Origin of the sequence: Sphingomonas sp., from assembly GCF_051962185.1 — a bacterium.
In the GTDB taxonomy this organism is placed as follows: Bacteria; Pseudomonadota; Alphaproteobacteria; order Sphingomonadales; family Sphingomonadaceae; genus Sphingomonas.
On sequence record NZ_JBQCCN010000064.1, the window covers coordinates 1 to 19,292 of the forward strand.

General features: G+C 66.0%; 17 protein-coding genes. 11 read left to right on the plus strand and 6 right to left on the minus strand.

All coding sequences use genetic code 11. The features are described 5' to 3' along the window. Positions 1–273: histidinol dehydrogenase (locus ACTHJR_RS04105; RefSeq protein ID WP_440521852.1), on the plus strand; the 273-nt coding region annotated here is incomplete at its 5' end. 148 nt (positions 274–421) lie between these two features. Here ACTHJR_RS04105 and ACTHJR_RS04110 read toward each other — a convergent pair. Next, positions 422–988, minus strand: a complete 567-nt coding sequence (locus ACTHJR_RS04110) for a hypothetical protein (protein ID WP_440521853.1) — start codon at positions 986–988, stop codon at positions 422–424. A gap of 87 nt (positions 989–1,075) precedes the next feature. Between ACTHJR_RS04110 and ACTHJR_RS04115 the strand changes: the two genes are divergently transcribed. The 7 genes from ACTHJR_RS04115 to pyrE all read left to right on the plus strand — a co-directional run bounded on the left by ACTHJR_RS04115 (position 1,076) and on the right by pyrE (position 8,003). Beyond that, the gene (locus ACTHJR_RS04115) at positions 1,076–1,417 is read left to right on the plus strand and encodes a winged helix-turn-helix transcriptional regulator (RefSeq protein WP_440521854.1); all 342 of its coding nucleotides are present in this window, start codon (positions 1,076–1,078) and stop codon (positions 1,415–1,417) included. Positions 1,418–1,463: 46 nt separating this feature from the next. Continuing rightward, positions 1,464–1,934: a transcription antitermination factor NusB gene (gene nusB, locus ACTHJR_RS04120; RefSeq protein ID WP_440521855.1), complete on the plus strand. Its 471-nt coding sequence runs from the start codon at positions 1,464–1,466 to the stop codon at positions 1,932–1,934. 9 nt (positions 1,935–1,943) lie between these two features. Further along, on the plus strand, positions 1,944–2,120 hold the full coding sequence (locus ACTHJR_RS04125; protein WP_440521856.1) for a DUF4169 family protein: 177 nt from the start codon (positions 1,944–1,946) through the stop codon (positions 2,118–2,120). Then, positions 2,117–3,010 carry a thiamine-phosphate kinase gene (gene thiL / locus ACTHJR_RS04130; RefSeq protein ID WP_440521857.1) on the plus strand — a complete coding sequence of 298 codons (894 nt, stop codon included), beginning with the start codon at positions 2,117–2,119 and terminating at the stop codon, positions 3,008–3,010. Before ACTHJR_RS04125 ends, thiL begins: the two co-directional genes overlap by 4 nt. 102 nt (positions 3,011–3,112) lie before the next feature. Further along, complete coding sequence (locus ACTHJR_RS04135) at positions 3,113–5,227, plus strand: sodium-translocating pyrophosphatase (RefSeq protein WP_440521858.1); 2,115 nt, start codon at positions 3,113–3,115, stop codon at positions 5,225–5,227. 131 nt (positions 5,228–5,358) lie between these two features. After that, positions 5,359–7,317: an alpha/beta hydrolase family protein gene (locus tag ACTHJR_RS04140; RefSeq protein WP_440521859.1), complete on the plus strand. Its 1,959-nt coding sequence runs from the start codon at positions 5,359–5,361 to the stop codon at positions 7,315–7,317. 92 nt (positions 7,318–7,409) lie between these two features. Further along, positions 7,410–8,003, plus strand: a complete 594-nt coding sequence (gene pyrE / locus ACTHJR_RS04145; RefSeq protein WP_440521860.1) for an orotate phosphoribosyltransferase — start codon at positions 7,410–7,412, stop codon at positions 8,001–8,003. 92 nt (positions 8,004–8,095) lie between these two features. On the opposite strand, the gene ACTHJR_RS04150 is transcribed toward pyrE, so the two are convergent. The 3 genes from ACTHJR_RS04150 to ACTHJR_RS04160 form a co-directional block, all read right to left on the minus strand. Continuing rightward, on the minus strand, positions 8,096–8,851 hold the full coding sequence (locus ACTHJR_RS04150; protein ID WP_440521861.1) for an isocitrate lyase/PEP mutase family protein: 756 nt from the start codon (positions 8,849–8,851) through the stop codon (positions 8,096–8,098). Between the two features lie 251 nt (positions 8,852–9,102). Beyond that, complete coding sequence (locus tag ACTHJR_RS04155; protein WP_440521862.1) at positions 9,103–9,900, minus strand: LytR/AlgR family response regulator transcription factor; 798 nt, start codon at positions 9,898–9,900, stop codon at positions 9,103–9,105. Then, a complete protein-coding gene (locus ACTHJR_RS04160) occupies positions 9,897–11,012 on the minus strand; it encodes a sensor histidine kinase (RefSeq protein ID WP_440521868.1) in 1,116 nt (371 codons plus the stop codon). The genes ACTHJR_RS04155 and ACTHJR_RS04160 overlap by 4 nt, the downstream gene beginning before the upstream one ends. A gap of 166 nt (positions 11,013–11,178) precedes the next feature. On the opposite strand from ACTHJR_RS04160, the gene ACTHJR_RS04165 reads away from it, so the two are divergent. Genes ACTHJR_RS04165 through ACTHJR_RS04175 form a run of 3 tightly spaced genes read left to right on the plus strand, consistent with a single transcriptional unit; the run spans position 11,179 to position 15,206 of the window. Further along, positions 11,179–11,589, plus strand: a complete 411-nt coding sequence (locus ACTHJR_RS04165) for a hypothetical protein (protein ID WP_440521863.1) — start codon at positions 11,179–11,181, stop codon at positions 11,587–11,589. Positions 11,590–11,631: 42 nt separating this feature from the next. Next, positions 11,632–13,866: a TonB-dependent receptor gene (locus ACTHJR_RS04170; protein ID WP_440521864.1), complete on the plus strand. Its 2,235-nt coding sequence runs from the start codon at positions 11,632–11,634 to the stop codon at positions 13,864–13,866. Next, positions 13,863–15,206 carry a PepSY-associated TM helix domain-containing protein gene (locus ACTHJR_RS04175; protein ID WP_440521865.1) on the plus strand — a complete coding sequence of 448 codons (1,344 nt, stop codon included), beginning with the start codon at positions 13,863–13,865 and terminating at the stop codon, positions 15,204–15,206. The genes ACTHJR_RS04170 and ACTHJR_RS04175 overlap by 4 nt, the downstream gene beginning before the upstream one ends. 172 nt (positions 15,207–15,378) lie before the next feature. Here the strand turns inward: ACTHJR_RS04175 and ACTHJR_RS04180 are convergent, their stop codons facing one another. Further along, a complete protein-coding gene (locus ACTHJR_RS04180) occupies positions 15,379–18,195 on the minus strand; it encodes a TonB-dependent receptor (RefSeq protein WP_440521866.1) in 2,817 nt (938 codons plus the stop codon). Positions 18,196–18,343: 148 nt separating this feature from the next. Then, the coding region (locus ACTHJR_RS04185) for a BRCT domain-containing protein (protein WP_440521867.1) at positions 18,344–19,292 on the minus strand (949 nt) is incomplete at its 5' end.

Genomic DNA, 19,292 nt, shown 5'->3' on the forward strand with positions numbered 1-19,292 from the left:
TTCGACCTGGTCAAACATGCCGGCTCGGTGTTCATCGGCCGCTACACGCCCGAGGCCGTGGGCGATTACGTCGCGGGTCCGAACCACGTGCTGCCGACCGGCCGCCGTGCGCGCTTCTCGAGCGGGCTGTCGGTGCTCGATTTCATGAAGCGGACGAGCTTCCTGTCGCTCGACCCGGCGTCGCTCGCCGCGGTCGGGCCAGCGGCGGTGACGCTGGCCGAGGCTGAAGGCTTGCCGGCCCACGCCCGTTCGGTGGCGTTGCGGCTGCGCTGATTCCGATCAGTCGGAACAGAAATACCACCACCCCGGCGAAGGCCAGGGTCCAGTCGCGACGCACTCTCCGCGACGGGACGCCTTCTCGGGTCCTCCGATACTGGCCCCGGCGTTCGCCGGGTGGGAACCATGCTAAAGGGAACGGATCCTATCCGCGCTTCTTGAAGTCCGCGATCCAGTTGGTTTCCCAGCTCTTGCCGCCGTCCGCCGAAAACGCCTGCTCGATCCGGAATTTGGTCGTCCCCGGCGTCGCGCCGGTGAAGATGAAGCGCACATAGATCGACCGCGCGCCGAGCATCTCGGCGTCGTAGAATTCGCCGCGCCCATGCGAAAAGCCGCCGACCATTGCCGGCCCGATCTGGCCGTCGTTGCTGTTCGACCAATGGATCCGCCAGCGCTTCGCCGCCGGGTCGTAGAGCCGAAGGCTGAGTCCATGAATCCGCCCCGCCCGCCCTTTCACGTCCAGCTCACCGAGATTGGCGTCGCCGCCCCACACCTTGTGGACCACCGAATCGCCGTCATAGATGACCCATTCCTCGGATCCGGTCAGCGGGCGCAGCCGCCGCGCGATATGCGCGTCCCAGTCGCCGAACTCGAAATCGAAATCGCGCGCGCCGTCGGTGGCCGCGACAACCGGCGCGGCCCGAGGCCTGTCTTGAGCAAGCGCCGATGGCACACCCATTAGCGCGAGCATCGCCCCTAGGATCAATCGCATCACCTCTCCTCCCGCCGTCCTGGAACCCGATTTGCCGCTGTTTGCTCACTTTGATACGTCTCGGCGAGAAGGCACCTTGAGGTAACCATGGCCGAGACGCGCCGCGCCAATCCGATCAGCGATTGCCCGCTCACCGCGGCGCTCGCCGCGCTCGGCGGCAAGTGGAAGATGATCATCGTCTATTGGCTGGCCGACTCGCCGCGCCATTTCGCGGCCTTGCGCGAGCTGATGCCCTCGATCTCGCAAAAGGTGCTGAGCGAGCAGCTGCGAGAGCTGGTCGCCGACGAGATCGTCTTGCGCGAGGAAACCGGGAGCGTCCCCGCCCCGGTCATCTATTCGCTGACCGATTACGGCCGCGCGATGATGCCGCTGATCGAACAGGTGAGGCAAATGGGGCGCGGCCACATCACCCGCTTCAACGGCACGTGAGCCGCCCCTTCGACAAGTGACGGCGGAACGGGTTAAAGGCGCCGCGATGACGACTCAAAGCACTCCCCGTACCGCCGGCCGCTCGAAGGCGCGCGCCGCCGCGCGCCTCGCCGCCGCCCAGGCGCTCTACCAGCATGAGATGGAGGGGACGCCGGTCGTCTCGCTGCTCCACGAATTCCACCAGCACCGGCTCGGCGCAACGATCGAGGATGCCGAATATATCGATGCCGATGTCGATTTCTTCGACGATCTGGTGAAGGGAACGCTGGCGCGCCTGGCCGAAGTCGATGCGCTGATCGCCGCCAACGTCACCGCCGACTGGAAGATCGACCGGCTCGACAAGCCGATGAAGGCGATCCTGCGCGCCGGCACCTATGAGCTGCTCGCGCGCAAGGATGTTGCGGTCGGCACCGTGATCGGCGAATATCTCGACGTCACCGACGCCTTTTACGAGCGCCGCGAAAAGGGTTTCGTCAACGGCATCCTGGACGGCGTCGCCAAGACGGTGCGCGCCTGACGCCCGGCGATGGCGGAGATCGTCAACCTCAACCGCGCCCGCAAGGCGAAAGCGCGGACAGAGGCGCAGGCGATTGCCGCCGCCAATCGCGCCGCCTTCGGGCGCACCAAGGCCGAGAAACGGGCGACGAAGGCCGAGGCCGAGCGCCGGGCCAAGGAACTGGACGGCGCGAAGCGCGAGCCGTGACCGAAGCAGAGTTCATCGCCGCGCTCCGTACGCTGCCGCTCCATGCCGGCGCGCATGGCCTCGGCGACGACGCCGCATCGATCGGTGGCCTAACGATCACCACTGATACAATCGTCGAGGGAATCCATTTCCTGCCCGACGACGCGCCCGCCGACGTCTCATGGAAGATCGTCGCGGTGAACTTGTCCGATCTCGCGGCCAAGGGCGCGCAGGTCGAGGGCGTGCTGCTCAATTATCCGCTGTCGGACGAGGCCTGGGACCGCGCCTTTCTCGCCGGGTTCGCCGAGGCGCTCGCGGCGTTCGATTGCCGGCTGATCGGCGGCGACACCGTGTCGCTGCCGCCCGGTATGGTGCGTGTGATCGGGCTGACCGCGATCGGCGGCGACGCCCCCGCACCGTTGCGGAGCGGCGCGCGGGCCGGCGATGCGCTCTGGGTCACGGGGACGATCGGCGATGGCGGGGCAGGCCTGCGGATCGCGCGCGGCGAGGTGGGGCCCGACGCCTTGCTCGCCGCCTATCGCCGCCCCCTTCCCTTGTTGTCCGAGGGCCGCCTGCTGGCGCCGTTGGTCCATGCCATGATGGACGTCTCCGACGGACTGCTGATCGACGCGTCGCGCATGGCCGCCGCGAGCGGGCTGGCGGTGACGATCGATCTCGCCGCCGTCCCGCTGTCGCCCGGCTATCGCGCCTTTGCCGGCGACGACCACGCCGCGCGGCTCGCGGCGGTCACCGCGGGCGACGATTACCAATTGCTGTTCGCCGCGCCGTCGGGGATCGCACTTCCCGTCCCGGCCGTGCGGATCGGCGCGTTCGCGACCGGCTCCGGCCTCGCGCTGACCGACGGCGATGATGCCGTCCCGCTGCCGCCCAGATTAGGTTTTCAGCACTGACGCGAGCCGCTTGCGCTCGCCCAATGCCCCTTTATACCTCTCGCCACCTAGCAAAAGCTCGCGGGTGCCGTCCGGCGCCACGCGTCTAACAGGGGAAGAGGAATGACGATTGTCTATGCGGCCATCGTCTGCGGCCTGATCGCCGTAGTCTATGGCTTCATCACCAGCCAGCAGGTGCTCCGCGCGCCGGCCGGCAACGAGAAGATGCAGGATATCGCCGCCGCCATTCAGGAAGGCGCCAAGGCCTATCTCGGCCGCCAATACACCACCATCGCGATCGTCGGCGTCATCGTCGCCGTCATCCTGTTCTTCACGCTCGGCGGGCTGTCGACCGTGGCGTTCGTGATCGGCGCGGTGCTGTCGGGCGTTGCCGGCTTCGTCGGGATGAACAGCTCGGTCCGCGCCAACGTGCGCACCGCCGAGGCCGCGCGCGGCAGTCTGCAGGGCGGCTTGACCCTGGCGTTCCGCTCCGGCGCGATCACCGGCATGCTGGTGGCGGGCCTCGGCCTGCTCTCGATCGCCGGGATTTTCTGGTATTTGACAGGGGTCAAGCACCTCGAGCCGGGCGATCATGAAATCGTCGCCGCGCTGACCGCGCTGGCGTTCGGCGCCTCCCTGATCTCGATCTTCGCGCGTTTGGGCGGCGGCATCTTCACCAAAGCCGCCGACGTCGGCGCCGACCTGGTCGGCAAGGTCGAGGCGGGCATTCCCGAGGACGATCCCCGCAACCCCGCCACCATCGCCGACAATGTCGGCGACAATGTCGGCGATTGCGCCGGCATGGCGGCCGATTTGTTCGAGACCTATGTCGTGACGATCGGCCTGACGATGGTGTCGATCGCCTTGCTGCTGTCCGACGCGCCCAATCTGTTCGCGCTGATGAGCCTGCCGCTGATCGTCGGCGGGGTATGCATCGTGACCTCGATCATCGGCACCTTTTTCGTCCGCCTCGGCAAGGGCGAGTCGATCATGGGCGCGCTCTACAAGGGCTTCTGGACCACCGCCGCCCTGTCGGCGATCGCCATCTTCGGCGTGTCCAAATGGGTGCTCGGCGACCTCAACGCCGCGATCGGCAATGCCGGCGACAAGAGCTTCAACGGCATGTCGCTCTTCTATTGCATGCTGATCGGCCTGGTCGTGACCGGCCTGTTGGTGTGGATCACCGAATATTACACCGGCACCAACTATCGCCCGGTCAAGTCGATCGCCAAGGCGTCGACCACCGGCCACGGCACCAACGTCATCCAGGGGCTGGCGATCAGCCTCGAATCGACCGCGCTGCCGACGCTCGTCATCGTCATCGCGGTGATCGCGACCTATCAGCTGGCCGGGATCATCGGCGTGGCATTCGCCGCCACCTCGCTGCTCGCGCTGGCCGGCATGGTGGTCGCGCTCGACGCTTATGGGCCGGTCACCGACAATGCCGGCGGCATCGCCGAAATGGCGGGGCTTCCCGACGACGTGCGACATCGCACAGATGCGCTCGACGCGGTCGGCAACACGACCAAGGCGGTGACCAAGGGCTATGCGATCGGCTCGGCCGCGCTCGCCGCCCTGGTGCTGTTCGGCGCATATACGACCGACCTCGATCGCTATGCGACGCAGCTCGGCATCGGCACGATCAACTTCGAGCTCAGCAATCCCTACATCATCGTCGGGCTGCTGCTCGGCGCGCTGCTCCCCTATCTGTTCGGCGCGTTCGGCATGACCGCGGTCGGCCGGGCGGCGGGATCGGTGGTCGAGGACGTTCGCGCGCAATTCGCCGCGGACAAGGGGATCATGGAAGGAACCAGCCGGCCCAATTACGGCCGGACGGTCGACATCGTGACCCGCGCGGCGATCAAGGAAATGATCATCCCGTCGCTGCTCCCGGTGCTGAGCCCGGTCGTCGTCTTCTTCATCGTCCAGGCGGTGGCGAGCCGCGAACAGGGTTTCGCCACGGTCGGCGCGATGCTGCTCGGCGTGATCGTCTCGGGCCTGTTCGTCGCAATCTCGATGACCTCGGGCGGCGGCGCGTGGGACAATGCCAAGAAGTATATCGAAGACGGCAATTACGGCGGCAAGGGCTCCGAAGCCCATAAAGCCGCGGTCACCGGCGACACCGTGGGCGACCCGTACAAGGATACGGCGGGCCCGGCGGTCAACCCGATGATCAAGATCACCAACATCGTCGCGCTGCTGCTGCTCGCGGCGCTGGCCGCGCACGGCGTCGGCTGATCGGATCGGCCCCATCCGGCCCGCGTGCCGGATGGGGCTATCCCGCTCCTTTCGAACCTAAAATCGCTCCCTCGACCGCTTGCATGGCCCCTGCCCGCCGCTAGAATGACGCTGGGCTAAAGGGGGAATTCATGTTGAGGCGTATCGTGCTCGCCGCGGCTGCCGCCGCGCTGTTGCCAGCATTCACCGCGGCCATCGCCCAGGAAGCAAAACCGGCCACATCGGCACCGGCAACGGCCCCGTCCGGACCACCCCCCGCAGCCGCCTTCGCGCAATTGCCGTTCATCGAGAGTCCCGTCCTGTCGCCCGACGGCACCCGCGTCGCGGCGCGGATCGCGATCCAGGGCAAGATGCGCCTTGCGATTATTCCGCTCGCCGACACGTCGAAGATCAAGCTGATCGATCCGGGCGATTTCGATCTCAACGACTGGATGTGGGTCAACAACGACTGGCTGCTGCTACGGGCGGGCGAAATGCAACCGGTCCAGGGCGACAGCTGGTACGTGCGCCGCGCGTTCGGCGTCCGCGCCGACGGCGGCAAGATCAACGTGCTGGCGCTGCCCGAAACGGCGCAGGGCGGCGACGATGTGTTGTGGGTCGCGCATGACGGCAGCCCCCGCGCGCTGATCGCGATGCAGACGTCGATCTATGTCAATGAGCCGGGGTTCTGGCCGCAGGTCCGCGATTTCGACATTTCGACCGGCAAGAGCAAATTGGTCCAGAGCTCGATGACCGACGTCATGAACTGGTCCGCCGATACCGCCGGCACCATCCGCCTCGGCATCGCCTATGACGACGACCGCCGTTCGTCGCGAGCGCTCTACCGCAGCCAGCCAGGCGCCTCGCTACGCACGATCGATCGCGCGAAGGGGCCGAACGCCTCGCTCAACACGCTGCCGGCGCTGATCCTGCCGCAATCGGGCCAGGCGATCGCGATCGACGACGACGACGGCTATGACGCGGTGTATAATTACGATCTCGACACGATGAAGATCGGGGCCAAGATCTTCGACGTGCCGGGTTACGATATCGACGGCGCGATTCCCGATCCGACCGGTACGCGATTGCTGGGCTTCCGCTACACCGACACGCGGCCGCGAACCAAATGGCTCGACCCGAAGCTCGTCGAAATTCAGGGCGATCTCGACAAGGCGGTTCCCAATCTGTGGCCGCAGATCGTGTCGTGGAGCGACGATTTCAGCGTGCTGATCGTCCATATCGGCGCGGCCGACAGCCCCGGCTCCTTTTATCTCTACCGCCCGGCCGAAGGGCATATGCCGCTATTCGCCAAGATCAACGACGCGCTCGGCACGCGCTCTTACGCGCCGGTCAAGACGGTGCGGTTCGCGGCACGCGACGGCACCGAGATGTCCGCCGTGCTCACCCTGCCCCAGGGCCGCGAGACCAAGAACCTGCCGCTGATCCTGATGCCGCATGGCGGCCCGGCCGTCCGCGACGACGAGGAATGGGATTGGTGGGTCCAGTTCATGGCCAGCCGCGGCTATGCCGTGCTCCAGCCCAATTATCGCGGCTCGACCGGCTTCGGCACCAAATTCACCAAGCTCGGCGAAGGGCAATGGGGCCTGAAGATGCAGGACGACCTGGTCGACGCGGTCGCCTGGGCCGCGAAACAGGGCATCGCCGATCCCAAGCGCGTGTGCATCGTCGGCGGCTCCTATGGCGGCTATGCGGCCTTCCGCGCGGCGCAGCGCGACAAGGGCGTCTATCGCTGCGCGGTGTCGTTCGCCGGCGTCTCCGATATGAGCGCGATGCTGCGCTACGACGGATCGTTCCTAAACGGGGGCCGCAACAAGGATTATCTCCGGGCGCAGGCCCCCGACCTCAAGGCGGTATCGCCGATCAACTTCGCGACCGATTTCTCGACCCCGATCCTGATCATGCACGGCAAGGCGGACCAGGTCGTGCCGGTCAAACAGTCGCGCGAGATGGTCGAAAAGCTGAAAGCGGCCGGCGCGACCTATCGCTATGTCGAGCAGCCGCTGGGCGATCACCATTTCACGCGCCAGGCCGACCGTCTGCAATTCCTCCAGGAACTCGAAGCGTTCCTCGCCAAATACAATCCGGCCTAGGCGCGGGAATGGTTGACGCCTGATCGGGGTTGATCGAAGGGGGGGTGCTGCCCGGCACGGCGGCACCCCTTTCCTTTGCCCGATGAGGACCCATGGCCGCTCCGTACGACCGCGACGCCCTTCGCACGCTTCTCGCCACGCGCACGCTCAAGCGCGGCGACTTCCTGCTCGTCTCGGGCAAGCGCAGCCGGATCTATTTCAACATGAAGGCGACGATGATGACGCCCGAGGGCGCCGCGCAATGCGCGCGCGGGCTGCTGTCGGTGCTCGACGGGCTCGACGCCGATTATGTCGCCGGGCTGGAAATGGGCGCGGTGCCGCTGCTCGGCGGAATCGCGGCGTTGAGCTGGGACGTCGGCCGGCCGATCGGCGCGGTCTTCGTGCGCAAGGCGGCCAAGGCCCACGGCACGTCGCTGATGGTCGAAGGGCTCGACGACACCGGGGGCGAGTCGCTCGCGGGCAAGCATGTCGTGCTGATCGACGATGTCGCGACCAGCGGCGGCTCGATCCTCAAGGCCGCCGAGCAGATCGAGGCGGCCGGCGGCATCATGACGGACGCGATCGTCATCCTCGACCGTGAGCAGGGCGCCGATGCCAACCTCAAGGAACGCGGCATCACCCTCCACGCTTTGTTCACCGCGACCGACCTCGGCGTGACCGAGGCGGACAAGCAGCCATTGGACTGAACCATTCCCGTCACCCCAGCGAAAGCTGGGGTCTCTGGCGATAACGCGATACGGCAAGAGACCCCCAGCTTCCGCGGGGGTGACGGACTTGGTCAGCCCGTCCAGTCGATCGCAGACCGCGCCTGCTCTTCCAGCCAGGCCATCGCCGCGAACCATGGACTCGCGCCATAGCTGATCCGCGCCACGCCGGCGTCGGCGAGGGCGCGGGAGTCGACGGCGCCGCCGCCGGGCAGGACATTGACCAGCGCACCGGTGCGTTTGACGATCTGCTCGATCGCCGCGATGTCGCGCAGGAACGGGACGAAGATGCCGCTCGCCCCCGCCGCGAGATAGGCGGTCGCGCGATCGATCGTCTCCTCGAGCGTTGAGGAATCCTGCTGCTCGGCGGGCGTGCGGATATAGAGATCGACCCGCGCGTTGATGAAGAAGGCGTCGCCCGCCCCCTTGCGCGCCGCAGCGACGCGCTCGGCCTGGGTCGCGATCGGATAAACGCCCTGGCCGCCGATCACCGAATCCTCGAAATTGCAGCCGACCGCGCCGGTCGCCGCGAGTTTCGCCAGGTTGGCGGAGATGCCATCGGCGTCGCGTGCGTAACCGCTCTCGAAATCGATCGACACAGGGAGGTCGACGACGCCGATGATCCGCTTGGCATTGTCGAGGACGAGGTCGAGCGGCACCTTCTCGCCATCGCCGAAGCCGAGCGATTCCGCCGCGCCATAGCTGCCCGTCGCGATCGCCTTCGCGCCCGCCTTGGCGATCGCGACCGCGCTGCCGGGATCCCAGCAATTGTAGATGATCAGCGGGTCGCCGGGAACATGGAGCGCGTGGAAGGTCTCATAGGCGGACATGGCGATTTCTCCCCGGAAGTCGTAATGTTTGTTGCCAATTTGTTCCGCTCCGGTCAATCCTCGAGACGGCATCGAAACGAGCGCGTCGCAAATTCCCTCACTCCTCCCCATCGAAGATCGGGAGGGGGACCGGGGCGTAGTGGAGGGTGGAGGGGAAATATACTATCCTCGCGGCTGCGCCGCTGCGGCCCCTCCACCACCACCTTCGGCGGCGGTCCCCCTTCCCCATGCAAGCATGGGGAGGATTTGGGTCAGTGGACGAACCGCGCCACCACGTCGCGATAGCTGCGGCTGACCTTCACCTGGCCACCCGAATCGAGCACCAGGAAGCATTCGCCATTGGTGTGCGGTTTGACCTGGCGGACGAGGTCGAGGTTGACGATCGTCGAGCGGTGGACGCGCTGGAACCGGCGCGGGTCGAGGCGCTTTTCCAGGTCCTTCATCGTCTGGCGCAGGATCAGCGTGTTGTCGCCGGTCTTGATGCACATGTAATCGCCGGCCGCCTCGACGACTTCGATCGTGTCGACATCGACACGGAAGATCTTGCCGCGATCCTTGATGTTGATCAGTTTCTCGAAGCGGTTGGCCGATACCTCGCCGCCATCGGCGATCTCCTCGGCCGTTTCCGGCGCGACCTCGGCGAGCGCTTCCTTGTATTTCTCGACTTCCTCGGCGGTGCGCTTCTCCGAGAGGCGCTGGCGCACGCGGTCGAGCGTGTCGGCGAGCCGCGATTCCTCGACCGGCTTGACCAGATAATCGGTCGCCTGCGCCTCGAACGCGCGGATCGCGTGGTCGGAATAGGCGGTCACGAAGACGAACAGTGGCGGTTCGACTTCCATCAGGCCCTGGATCACCGAAAAGCCGTCGAATCCCGGCATCTGGATGTCGAGGAACACCAGGTCGGGCTTGTTGGTCTTGATGCTGCGGATCGCCTCGCGTCCATTGGCGCAACGGTCGATGATCTCGACATCGTCATGCGCCTGAAGGCGGAGCTCCAGCCCCTGGATGGCGAGCGCTTCGTCGTCCACCAGGATGGTTCGTATCGTCATGCGGCCTCTCTATTCGGATCTTCCAACTGGTACGGAATCTCGATCTCCACAGCAAAGCCGCCCCCTGGTGTAGACCGAGCATCGAAACGGTGGTCAGGTCCGTACGCCTGTGCCAACCGATCTCTTATATTGGCGAGCCCCACGCCGGTTGAAAGGCTCGGCCCTAACTTGTTCTCGATCAAGCCGGGGCCGGTGTCCGAGACGGCGATCCGGACCCGTTCGCCGACGAGACGTGCCGAAACTGCGATTTCCGCCCCCTCCTCGCTCGGCGTGACCGCATATTTGATCGCGTTTTCGACCAGTGGCTGAAGCAGCAGCGACGGCAAGCGCGCGCGCTCGGCCCGCGGGTCGATCTCGAAGACGGGCCGCAATCTCTTCTCGAAGCGCATCTTCTCTATTTCGAGATAGAGTTTGAGCGTCTGCACTTCCTGCGCGACGGTCACCAGCGCGGTCGGCTCGTAGACCAAGGTGAAGCGCAGGAAATCGGCCAGCCGCGACAGCATCGCGTTGGCGCGCTCGGTTTCCTTGAGGAGCACGAGCGTCGAGATCGAATTGAGCGTATTGAACAGGAAATGCGGGTTGAGCTGGTAACGCAGCATCGCCAGCTGGGCCGACGACGCCTGGTTCTCCAATATCTGCAACTGGTCGGCCTGCGCCTCGACGATCAGGTAGAAATTGATCCCGAAATAGAGCGCGGACCATCCCCCCAGCACGGTGAAGTTGAGGAACAACTGGCCGAACACCAGCCCGAGATTGAGCCCCGGATTGTCCTTCATGATGCTGTACGAAAAGCCGTTGAGGATCGCGGCCAGGAACGTCGCGCCGGCCAGGGTCACGATCGTCAGCAGGATCGCGCTGATCCGCGGCAGGCGGCGATAATAGCCGTAGAGCGTCGAGAGCAGCAGCGTGATGCAGTAGCCGACGATCGATTCGATGATGCCGGGGACCAGTGCCGAGAAGGACTGGCCGTTGGAAATCGACGACACCGAGCGCAGCAGCAGATAGCCGCCCCAGCCGACGCCTTGCAGCGTCCAGAAGGCGCGGCTCTTGTCCTCGAAAAACGGACGCGAGAATATCGCCGGAGTCCAGAAGCGCTGCTTCCTGATCTCCATCGGAGCATCGGCCGACGCCGGGACGGGGGGCGAAATCGTGGCCATCGGGCTGGCCCCTTTATACGCCCCGGGCGCGACGCGCAAAGTCGGGGTGGTGGACGTTTTGCCCAAGGCCAGGAATAATCGTGGCGCGCCTCCGGTCTTTTCCCTAGAGGAACCGCCCAGAATGACTCCCGCTATCCGCCCGCACGATCTTCGGCGCCGCTTCGGCTGGCTGCTGCTGATCGTGGCCGCGTTGCTGGCGCGCAGCGTCGCGCCGGACGGCTGGATGCCCGTGATCGATGCGAACGGCGGGATCGAGATCGCCGTCTGCAACGGCCAGGGCCCCGAGGACACGATGGTGCTCTCCCCCGACGGCAAGCTCCATCACAAGGCGCCAGCCAAGGGCCAGAGCGGCGACCACCCCTGCGCCTTCGCCGGCCTGGGCATCGCCGATGCGCCACCGCCCCTGCTCGCGGTGGCGGCTCCGGCATTCGCCACGCCCGCAATCCCGCCGCTCGACGCCGAGCGGCTCGCGCCCGGCCGCGGTCTCGCCGCGCCGCCACCACCCGCCACCGGACCACCCGCCCTCGCCTGAACCGACGCCGCCATCGGTGGCATTCGCGATTCAGCAAGGGGAATGATTGTGCCTATTGCCGCGCGCACCTTGTGCGCCTCGCTCGCCGTCCTGGCGAGCGCCACCGCTTTGCCCGCCTGGGCGTCCGACGATCCCGCACCCGGCGACGACCGCCGCGACGACATATTGGTCACCGCGCAGCGCCAGCAGCAGACGATCGAGAACGCGCCGTCGACTCAGGCGTCGATCGACGCCGACACGATCGCGCGCACGATCAACGCGATGAACGTCGAGGATAGTGTCAAATATCTGCCCAGCCTCATCGTGCGCAAACGCCATATCGGCGACACCCAGGCGCCGCTGGCGACGCGTACCGGCGGCCTGGGCGCCAGCGCGCGCAGCCTGATCTATGCCGACGGCGCGTTGCTGTCCTCGCTGATCGGCAACAACAACACGTCGGCGAGCCCGCGCTGGAGCGCGGTCAGCCCGCAGGAGATCGCGCGGATCGACATACTCTACGGGCCGTTCTCGGCCGCCTATCCCGGCAATTCGATCGGCGCGGTGATCAACATCACCACCCGCCTGCCCGATCAGCTCGAGGCGACCGCGACCGCCGGCGTGACTGTCCAGACCTACGACCTCTACGGGCGGCGGGACACTTATCCGGCCTATCAGGCGGGACTGACTATTGGCGACCGGTTCGGCCCGCTCGCCCTGTTCGCAAGCTACGACCATGTCACCAGCAATAGCCAGCCGGTCGGCTATGTAACGGCGACCGCAGTGCCGGCCGGGCTGGCCGGGGCGCTCCCGAGCCGCACCCGCACGGGCGCAGCCACCAACATCCTGGGAGCGAGTGGGATCGAGCGCCAGGGCCAGGATCGTCTCAAGCTCAAGGCCGCGCTCGATCTCGGCGCTCACGTCCGTCTGACCTATGTCGGCGGCCTGTTCCTCAACCGGACCGATGCCGGCGCCGAGAGCTACCTGACGACGATCGCGACGGGCCTGCCTTTCTATACGAGCGGCTTCTCCAGCGGGACCTATCTCGCCCGACAACGCCATTGGTCGCACGCCGTGTCGCTGAGCGGATCGGGCGGCGAGGTCGACTGGCAAGTGATCGGGACGCGCTATCGCTTCGCCGATGACGAGCAGCGGACTCCGACCGCGTCGCTGCCCGCCGCGCTGACCGGCGGCAAGGGCAACACCACCCGGCTCGACGGCACTGGCTGGGATACGCTCGATGCCAAGCTCGCCTGGAGCCGCGGCGCCAATGTGCTGAGCGCCGGCGCGCATTGGGACCGGTTCGTGCTCGTCAGCAACCGTTACGCGAGCGACGACTGGATCGACGGCGCCGACGGCTCCCTCAACCAGCAGTCCCTGGGCAAGACACGCACCGCCGCGCTCTGGGCGCAGGACGCGCTCGACCTGCTGCCCAGGCTGACGCTGACGCTCGGCGGGCGCTACGAATGGTGGCGCGCGTATGACGGGGTCAATTTCTCAGCCTCGCCTGCTCTGTCGACCATTCAGCCGGCCCGCAGCGCCGATCGTTTCTCGCCCAAGGCCTCGCTGGCCTGGACGCCGGCCAAGGGCTGGAAGGCGCAAGTGTCGTTCGGCCAGGCCTGGCGCTTCCCGACCGTCGGCGAGCTCTATCAAGTCGTCACCGCCGGCACGGTCGGCGCGATCCCCGATCCCGATCTCCGCCCCGAACGCGCGCGGTCAACCGAGCTGGCGATCGAACGCAGCGACGCGCACGGATCGATCCGGCTGTCGCTGTTCAACGAGATCGTGACCGATGCGCTGATCTCGCAGAGCGGCACGGTCGACGGCGTGACCGCGAACTTCGTCCAGAATGTCGACCGCACCCGCGCGCGCGGCGTCGAGCTGGCGCTGGTCCGCACCGACCTGCTGCCGCGTTTCGACCTGTCGGGCAGCGTGACCTATGCCGACGCGACCACGCGGGCCGATGCCGCCTTTCCGGGGGCGGTCGGAAAGCTGATCCCGACCGTGCCGCGCTGGACGGCCAATGCGGTCGCGACCTGGCGCCCGGTCGACGGCGTCGCGCTGACCGCCGCGGCGCGGTACGCGAGCCGGATGTACGGCCAGCTCGACAATGCTGACGTGGTCGGAAACACCTATCAGGGCTTCTACAAATATTTCGTCGTCGACCTGCGCGCGCAATTCGCGATCGCGAAGAATTACACGCTCGGGCTGGGCGTGGATAATCTCAACAATGACAAATACTTCCTCTTCCATCCCTTCCCGCAGCGGAGCTTCCACGCCGACCTGACGATCAAGCTATGAGCGTCAAACCGCCCGGATCGCGCTGGTACAATGCCGTCTGGCGCTGGCATTTCTACGCCGGGATACTGTGCGCCCCATTCGTGCTGTGGTTGGCCGCGACCGGCAGCATCTACGCCTGGCGACCGCAGATCGAGGCGTGGCTCGATCGGCCGTACGATACGCTGTCCCCTGCCGCGACGCGCGCGTCGCCCGAGGCGATCGTCGGCGCCGCCGTGGCGGCGGTGCCGGGATCGCGCTTGCACAAATATGAGTTGCCGCCATCGCCGGCTTCGGCAGTGCGCGTGCTGGTCGGGGCGCCGGGTGGCGACCGGCGTGTGTATGTCGATCCCTATCGGCTGGTCGTCCTGAAAGTCGTGCGCGAGGACAGTCGACCGATGCAGCTGGTTTCGCACCTTCACGGCGAGTTGCTGGCGGGCGCCTGGGGCAGCTATCTGGTCGAGATCGCCGCCTGCTGGGCGGTCGTGATGATCCTGACCGGTCTGTATTTGTGGTGGCCGCGCGGACGAGCCGGACTGGCCGGCGTGCTCTATCCTCGCCTGACCGGCGGGCGACGCTTGTTCTGGCGCGATCTTCACGCGGTCGCCGGTATCTGGGTGTCGTTGCTCGCCCTGTTCGTGATCTCGACCGGCCTGCCCTGGGCCAAGGCATGGGGCAGCTATTTCGCCGAGGTCCGAACAGCGACGGGCACGCTCGACGGGCCGGTCGACTGGACGATCGGGGGCCGCAAGACGGCCGACGACCCGATGCTGGGCGATCACGCCGACCACATGGGCATGACCACGCCGCACCACGGATTTCGCGCGGGCGAGCTCGACCGGATCGTCGCGGCCGCCACCGCGCTACGCTTCGCGCCGCCGGTGCTGGTGTCACCGCCCGGTGCGGAACCGCGAGGCTGGACGGTCGCGTCGGATGCCGCAGACCGCCCCTTGCGCGCGCAGACGGTGGTCGACGGCGCGACCGGCCGAATCCTCGCCCGCAAGGATTTCGGCGAGCGCCACTGGATCGATCGGGCGGTCGGTTACGGCATCGCGACACACGAGGGACAGTTGTTCGGAATCGGCAACCAATTGCTGATCACGGCGACCGCCCTGATGCTGATGACGCTCAGCATCTCCGGCGCGATTCTGTGGTGGCGGCGACGGCCGTCCGGGCGGCTCGGCGCGCCCCTGCCGCTGTCGCGCCCGCGCTATGGCGCCCCGCTGATCGGTACAATTCTCGTGCTGGCCGTGCTGATGCCGCTGTTCGGCCTGTCGCTGCTGGTGGTGCTCGCTGCCGAGACCGGGCTGGCGCGAGCGCCGGGTGTGGCCAGATGGTTGGGCTTACGCGGGGCGCCGACCTGAGCGCTCTGCTTGGACGGATCGGGCCTCGTGCCGGCAATGGCACCGTGGCCCCGTCTGCCGAATGGCCCGATCACCCCAGCCGATCCGACGATCCGGATCCGGCTGGAAAGAAAATCGCCGCCCCTGCCCATCGGCAGGAGCGGCGATCTTTTTAGATAGTGGGTTCGTTAGATCAGAACTGGAAGTTCAGCGTGCCGATGAAGGCGCGCGGGCTGCCGATCTGAACGAACGGCGCATTGAACAAGGTCGTCGAACCGCCGGTGAAACCGCCGACATAGAACTTGTTGAACACGTTCTGGACGTTGACCTGGAGGAAGGTCTTGTCGTTCAGGCCCAGGAAGCCGAGCTTCAGACGGACGTCGATATCGACGGTGCCATAAGCCGGGGTCTTCGCGTCATAGACCGCGAATGTGGTACCATAGGCCAGCGGCGTGCCATTGGGGTTGGTCCCGTTGGCGAAGCCGGCGAGCGTGTTGCTCGCGTTCGGGCAGACCTGGTTCACGAGCGCCGAAGTGCAACCCAGGTTCGGCAGGTTCTGGTCGTTCAGGTAACGCGGACCGGTCACCTTGCCCTGGATACCAACCGAAAGCGGGCCCATGTCGCCCTGCAGACGCAGACCGAACGTATAGGTCGGCGAGCCCGATTCACGCTTGCCCGCCGTCTGCGCGAGGATCGGCGCGCCCACCGTCGGGCAATTGGCGGTCACCGCGACGTTACCCGCGATCGTCGGGTCGAGCTGCAGCTTGTTGGCGCCCGCGCACTTGCCGATCTCGACGTCGTTCTTGATCTCCGACTTCAGGTACGAACCCCAGGCGTAGACCAGCAGTTCGCGGATCGGACGATAAGCGATGCTGCCGTCGATACCGTATTTGTCCACGCGGCCGAGGTTACGGTAGATCGTCTGGTCGGTGACGACGTCGTACGAGCTCGCCAGACGATTGGTGAAGCGCGTGTACCACGGGCTCAGCGTCGCCTGGATCTTGCTGGTCGTGTAACGGACGCCGGCGTCGAAATTGTCCGATGTTTCCGGCTTCGGGTTCGCGGCCGGATCGTTCGCCTGGTAGTAGAAGTCCTGGTACAGGTTATCCGTCCCCGGCACCTGCAGGCCCTTCGAATAGTTCAGGTACGCGGTGAAGCCGCCACCGAACTTGTAGGTCGCACCGGCATTCGGCAGCACGCGATTGTACTTGTACTGACGGAAGCCCGGTGCACCGTACCCCGGGTTCAACGCCGCATAGGCGGTGTTCGCGGCGTCGTTGCCGCGACCGAAGCAGTCGACGAAGCCGCTCGCCGAAGTGGTGAAGCAGAAGTTGTGCAGGTTGCGCTTGAACCACGGCGCGCGGACACCGAGGTTGAGCGTCAGCCCGCCGAACGTGCCGCGATACTCGCCCGACAATTGGTCGAGAACGGCGAACGACAGACGGTCGCGCTTTTCGACGATGCGGCCGTTGCTGTCGAGGATCGGGTTGTTGATCGGGAAGACGTCGAACGGAACGCCATTGGCCTGGAGATAGCCCAACTCGCCGGTCTGGCGATGGCGACCGTAATCGTGCGAATAGGCGATACGGACGGAGTTGTTGTCGTTGATGTCGTAACGCAACGACGAGATCAGCCCATAGCGATGCGTGACGGTCTGGCTCGGCGCGAGCAAGGTGACCGTGTCGCGCGTGTCGCCGTCGCCGTTCAGGTCGTGCCCGAAATAATAGGACCCGCCGATGAAACCGGTCTGGTTGTTGGTGACCGCCACCGACGGATCGATGTCCTTGACGCCTTCGCGACCGGTGACGGTACCGCCGCCATTGGCCTTGACGTACTGGAAGCTTGGCTCGACCGTCAGGACGAGACCCTGCGCCAGCGTGAAGCGCGAACTGATGCGGATATTGCCGGTATTCGACGGGTTATAACGCTCGTCGAAGCTGGCGCCGCACGCCTGGCCGTTGTTGGAAGCGGTCGGCGCGTTGACGATGGCGGGGGAATCGGTGACCCCGGCCTGCGGCGTGTCGGTCTGGCACCGCGCGATCGAGTACGGCAGTTCGTCACGGCTGAACGGGAAGCGATTGCTCGTGCCGGTTCCCGGCAGGCGCGGGCCGCCGTCGATCAAGAACGGGTTAAGCGGGCTGATGGTGGGATCGGTCGCAGTCCCGGCCACCGGCGGACCTGCGTTGGGCTTGGTGATCTGCGTCAGGATGCGCGTGTCATAGCGCAGCGGCGCCGAACCGAAGAAGTTATTGCGGTTGACGTTGTAGTTGGCCGAAACCGAGATGAAATCGCCGTTCGAGCCGATCGGCTGATAGATGCGGCCGTTGTACTGCGCCTTGCGGATCTTGCCGAAGTCGTTGAACACGACATTGTTCTCGGCGTGGCTCATCGACAGCCAGGCCTTGGTGCCGAACTTGGTGAATTCGCCGGTGTTGAGCAGGCCGAACACGCGGAAGAAATTATAGTCGCCGATCGAGCCCTGCAGGCGGGCGCCGAAATCCTTGGTCGGCATGATGGTGCGATAATTCACGGTCGAGCCCGAGGCCGCGGCGGTCGGGCTGTCGACGTCGGTCGAGCCGTAGCTGACGTTCACCTGCTCGATCAGCTCCGGGTCGAGCTGCTGGTTCGAATAGAGCGCGTAATTGCCGGTGTCGTTCAGCGGAACGCCGTCGAAGGTCAGGCCGATGCGCGACGAATCGAAGCCGCGGATGGTCAGCGTGCCGCCGGCCGAGCCGAACGGGTCGTTGTTCTGGAAGCTGACGCCCGGCAGCGAGTTGATCGTGTCGAGGATCGAATTGCCCGGGGTCTGGCGCGAGATGAACTCCTGGTTCAGCACGCCGCGCGCCTTGGTCGTGTCGGGAATTTCGACGCCGCCGACGCCCTTCGACGCCTTGGTCGCGGTGATGACGATGTCGCCTTCGAAGTCCGTCGTACCGGCCGACTGCGCGTAGGCCGCCCCCGGAAGCATGATCGCGGCCGCAGCCACGCCAACAAGAAATTGAGTCCGCATGATATTCCCCTTTGGGCGCGATTCGCTGATGCGCGGTGTTATTTCACCGTCGCTGGCGCCATTGGGGGCAGAATATTTCGGTTGAATGACAACGCAAGAGCACCACGATTTAACTGTGGATTAAACCATGCTGCGTTGCAAAAAAGCATCATCCCGCCTCGGCGACGATCGCGGCCCAGCCGGCTTCGTCGAGTATTTCGATGCCCAGTTCCGCCGCCTTCTTGAGCTTGGACCCCGCGCCCGGCCCCGCGACGACCAGGTCGGTCTTCGCCGACACCGATCCCGACACGCGCGCGCCGAGCGCCTCGGCCTGCGCCTTGGCCTCGTCGCGGCTCACCGTCTCCAGGCTGCCGGTGAACACCACGGTCTTGCCGCTGACGCGCGACTCGCGCGCCTTGAAGACGAAAGCGGGCGGGCTGACCTCGGCCATCAGATCGTCCCACACCGCGCGATTATGCGGTTCGTGGAAGAAGTCGGCGAGCGCATTGCCCACCGCGGCGCCGACATTGTCGATCCCGATATGCTCGGCGATCGCCTTGTCGCGCCGGGCGCGGAATTTCGCGTTGTCCTCCGCCAGAGCGGGTTCGAGGCTGTCGCGCAATGCGATGATCTCGTCGGCCAGTTCCTTGATGGCGGCCAAGGTGGCGTGGCGCTTGAGCAGATCGCGCGCGGTGACCACCCCGACATGGCGAATCCCGAGCCCGAACAGCAGGCGTACCGGGTCGGGCGCGCGCTTGATCTCGATCGCCTCGAGCAGATTGTCGACCGACTTTTCCTTCCAGCCCTCTCGCCCCAGCAGTTCCTCGCGATGCGCAGCGAGGCGAAAGAGGTCGGCGGGCTCGGCGATCCAGCCGAGGTCGAGAAACTCACGGATGGTCTTGTCGCCCAGCCCCTCGATGTCGAGCGCGCCGCGGCTGACGAAATGACGCAGCCGTTCCTGCCGTTGCGCCGGGCAAATCAGCCCGCCGGTGCAACGGATGTCGACTTCGCCTTCCTCGGCCAGCGCCTCCGAATGGCATTCCGGGCAATGCGTCGGGAAAGTCCAGGGATCACGCGGCTCGTTGCGGGTCAGGTTCTCGACGATCTGCGGAATGACG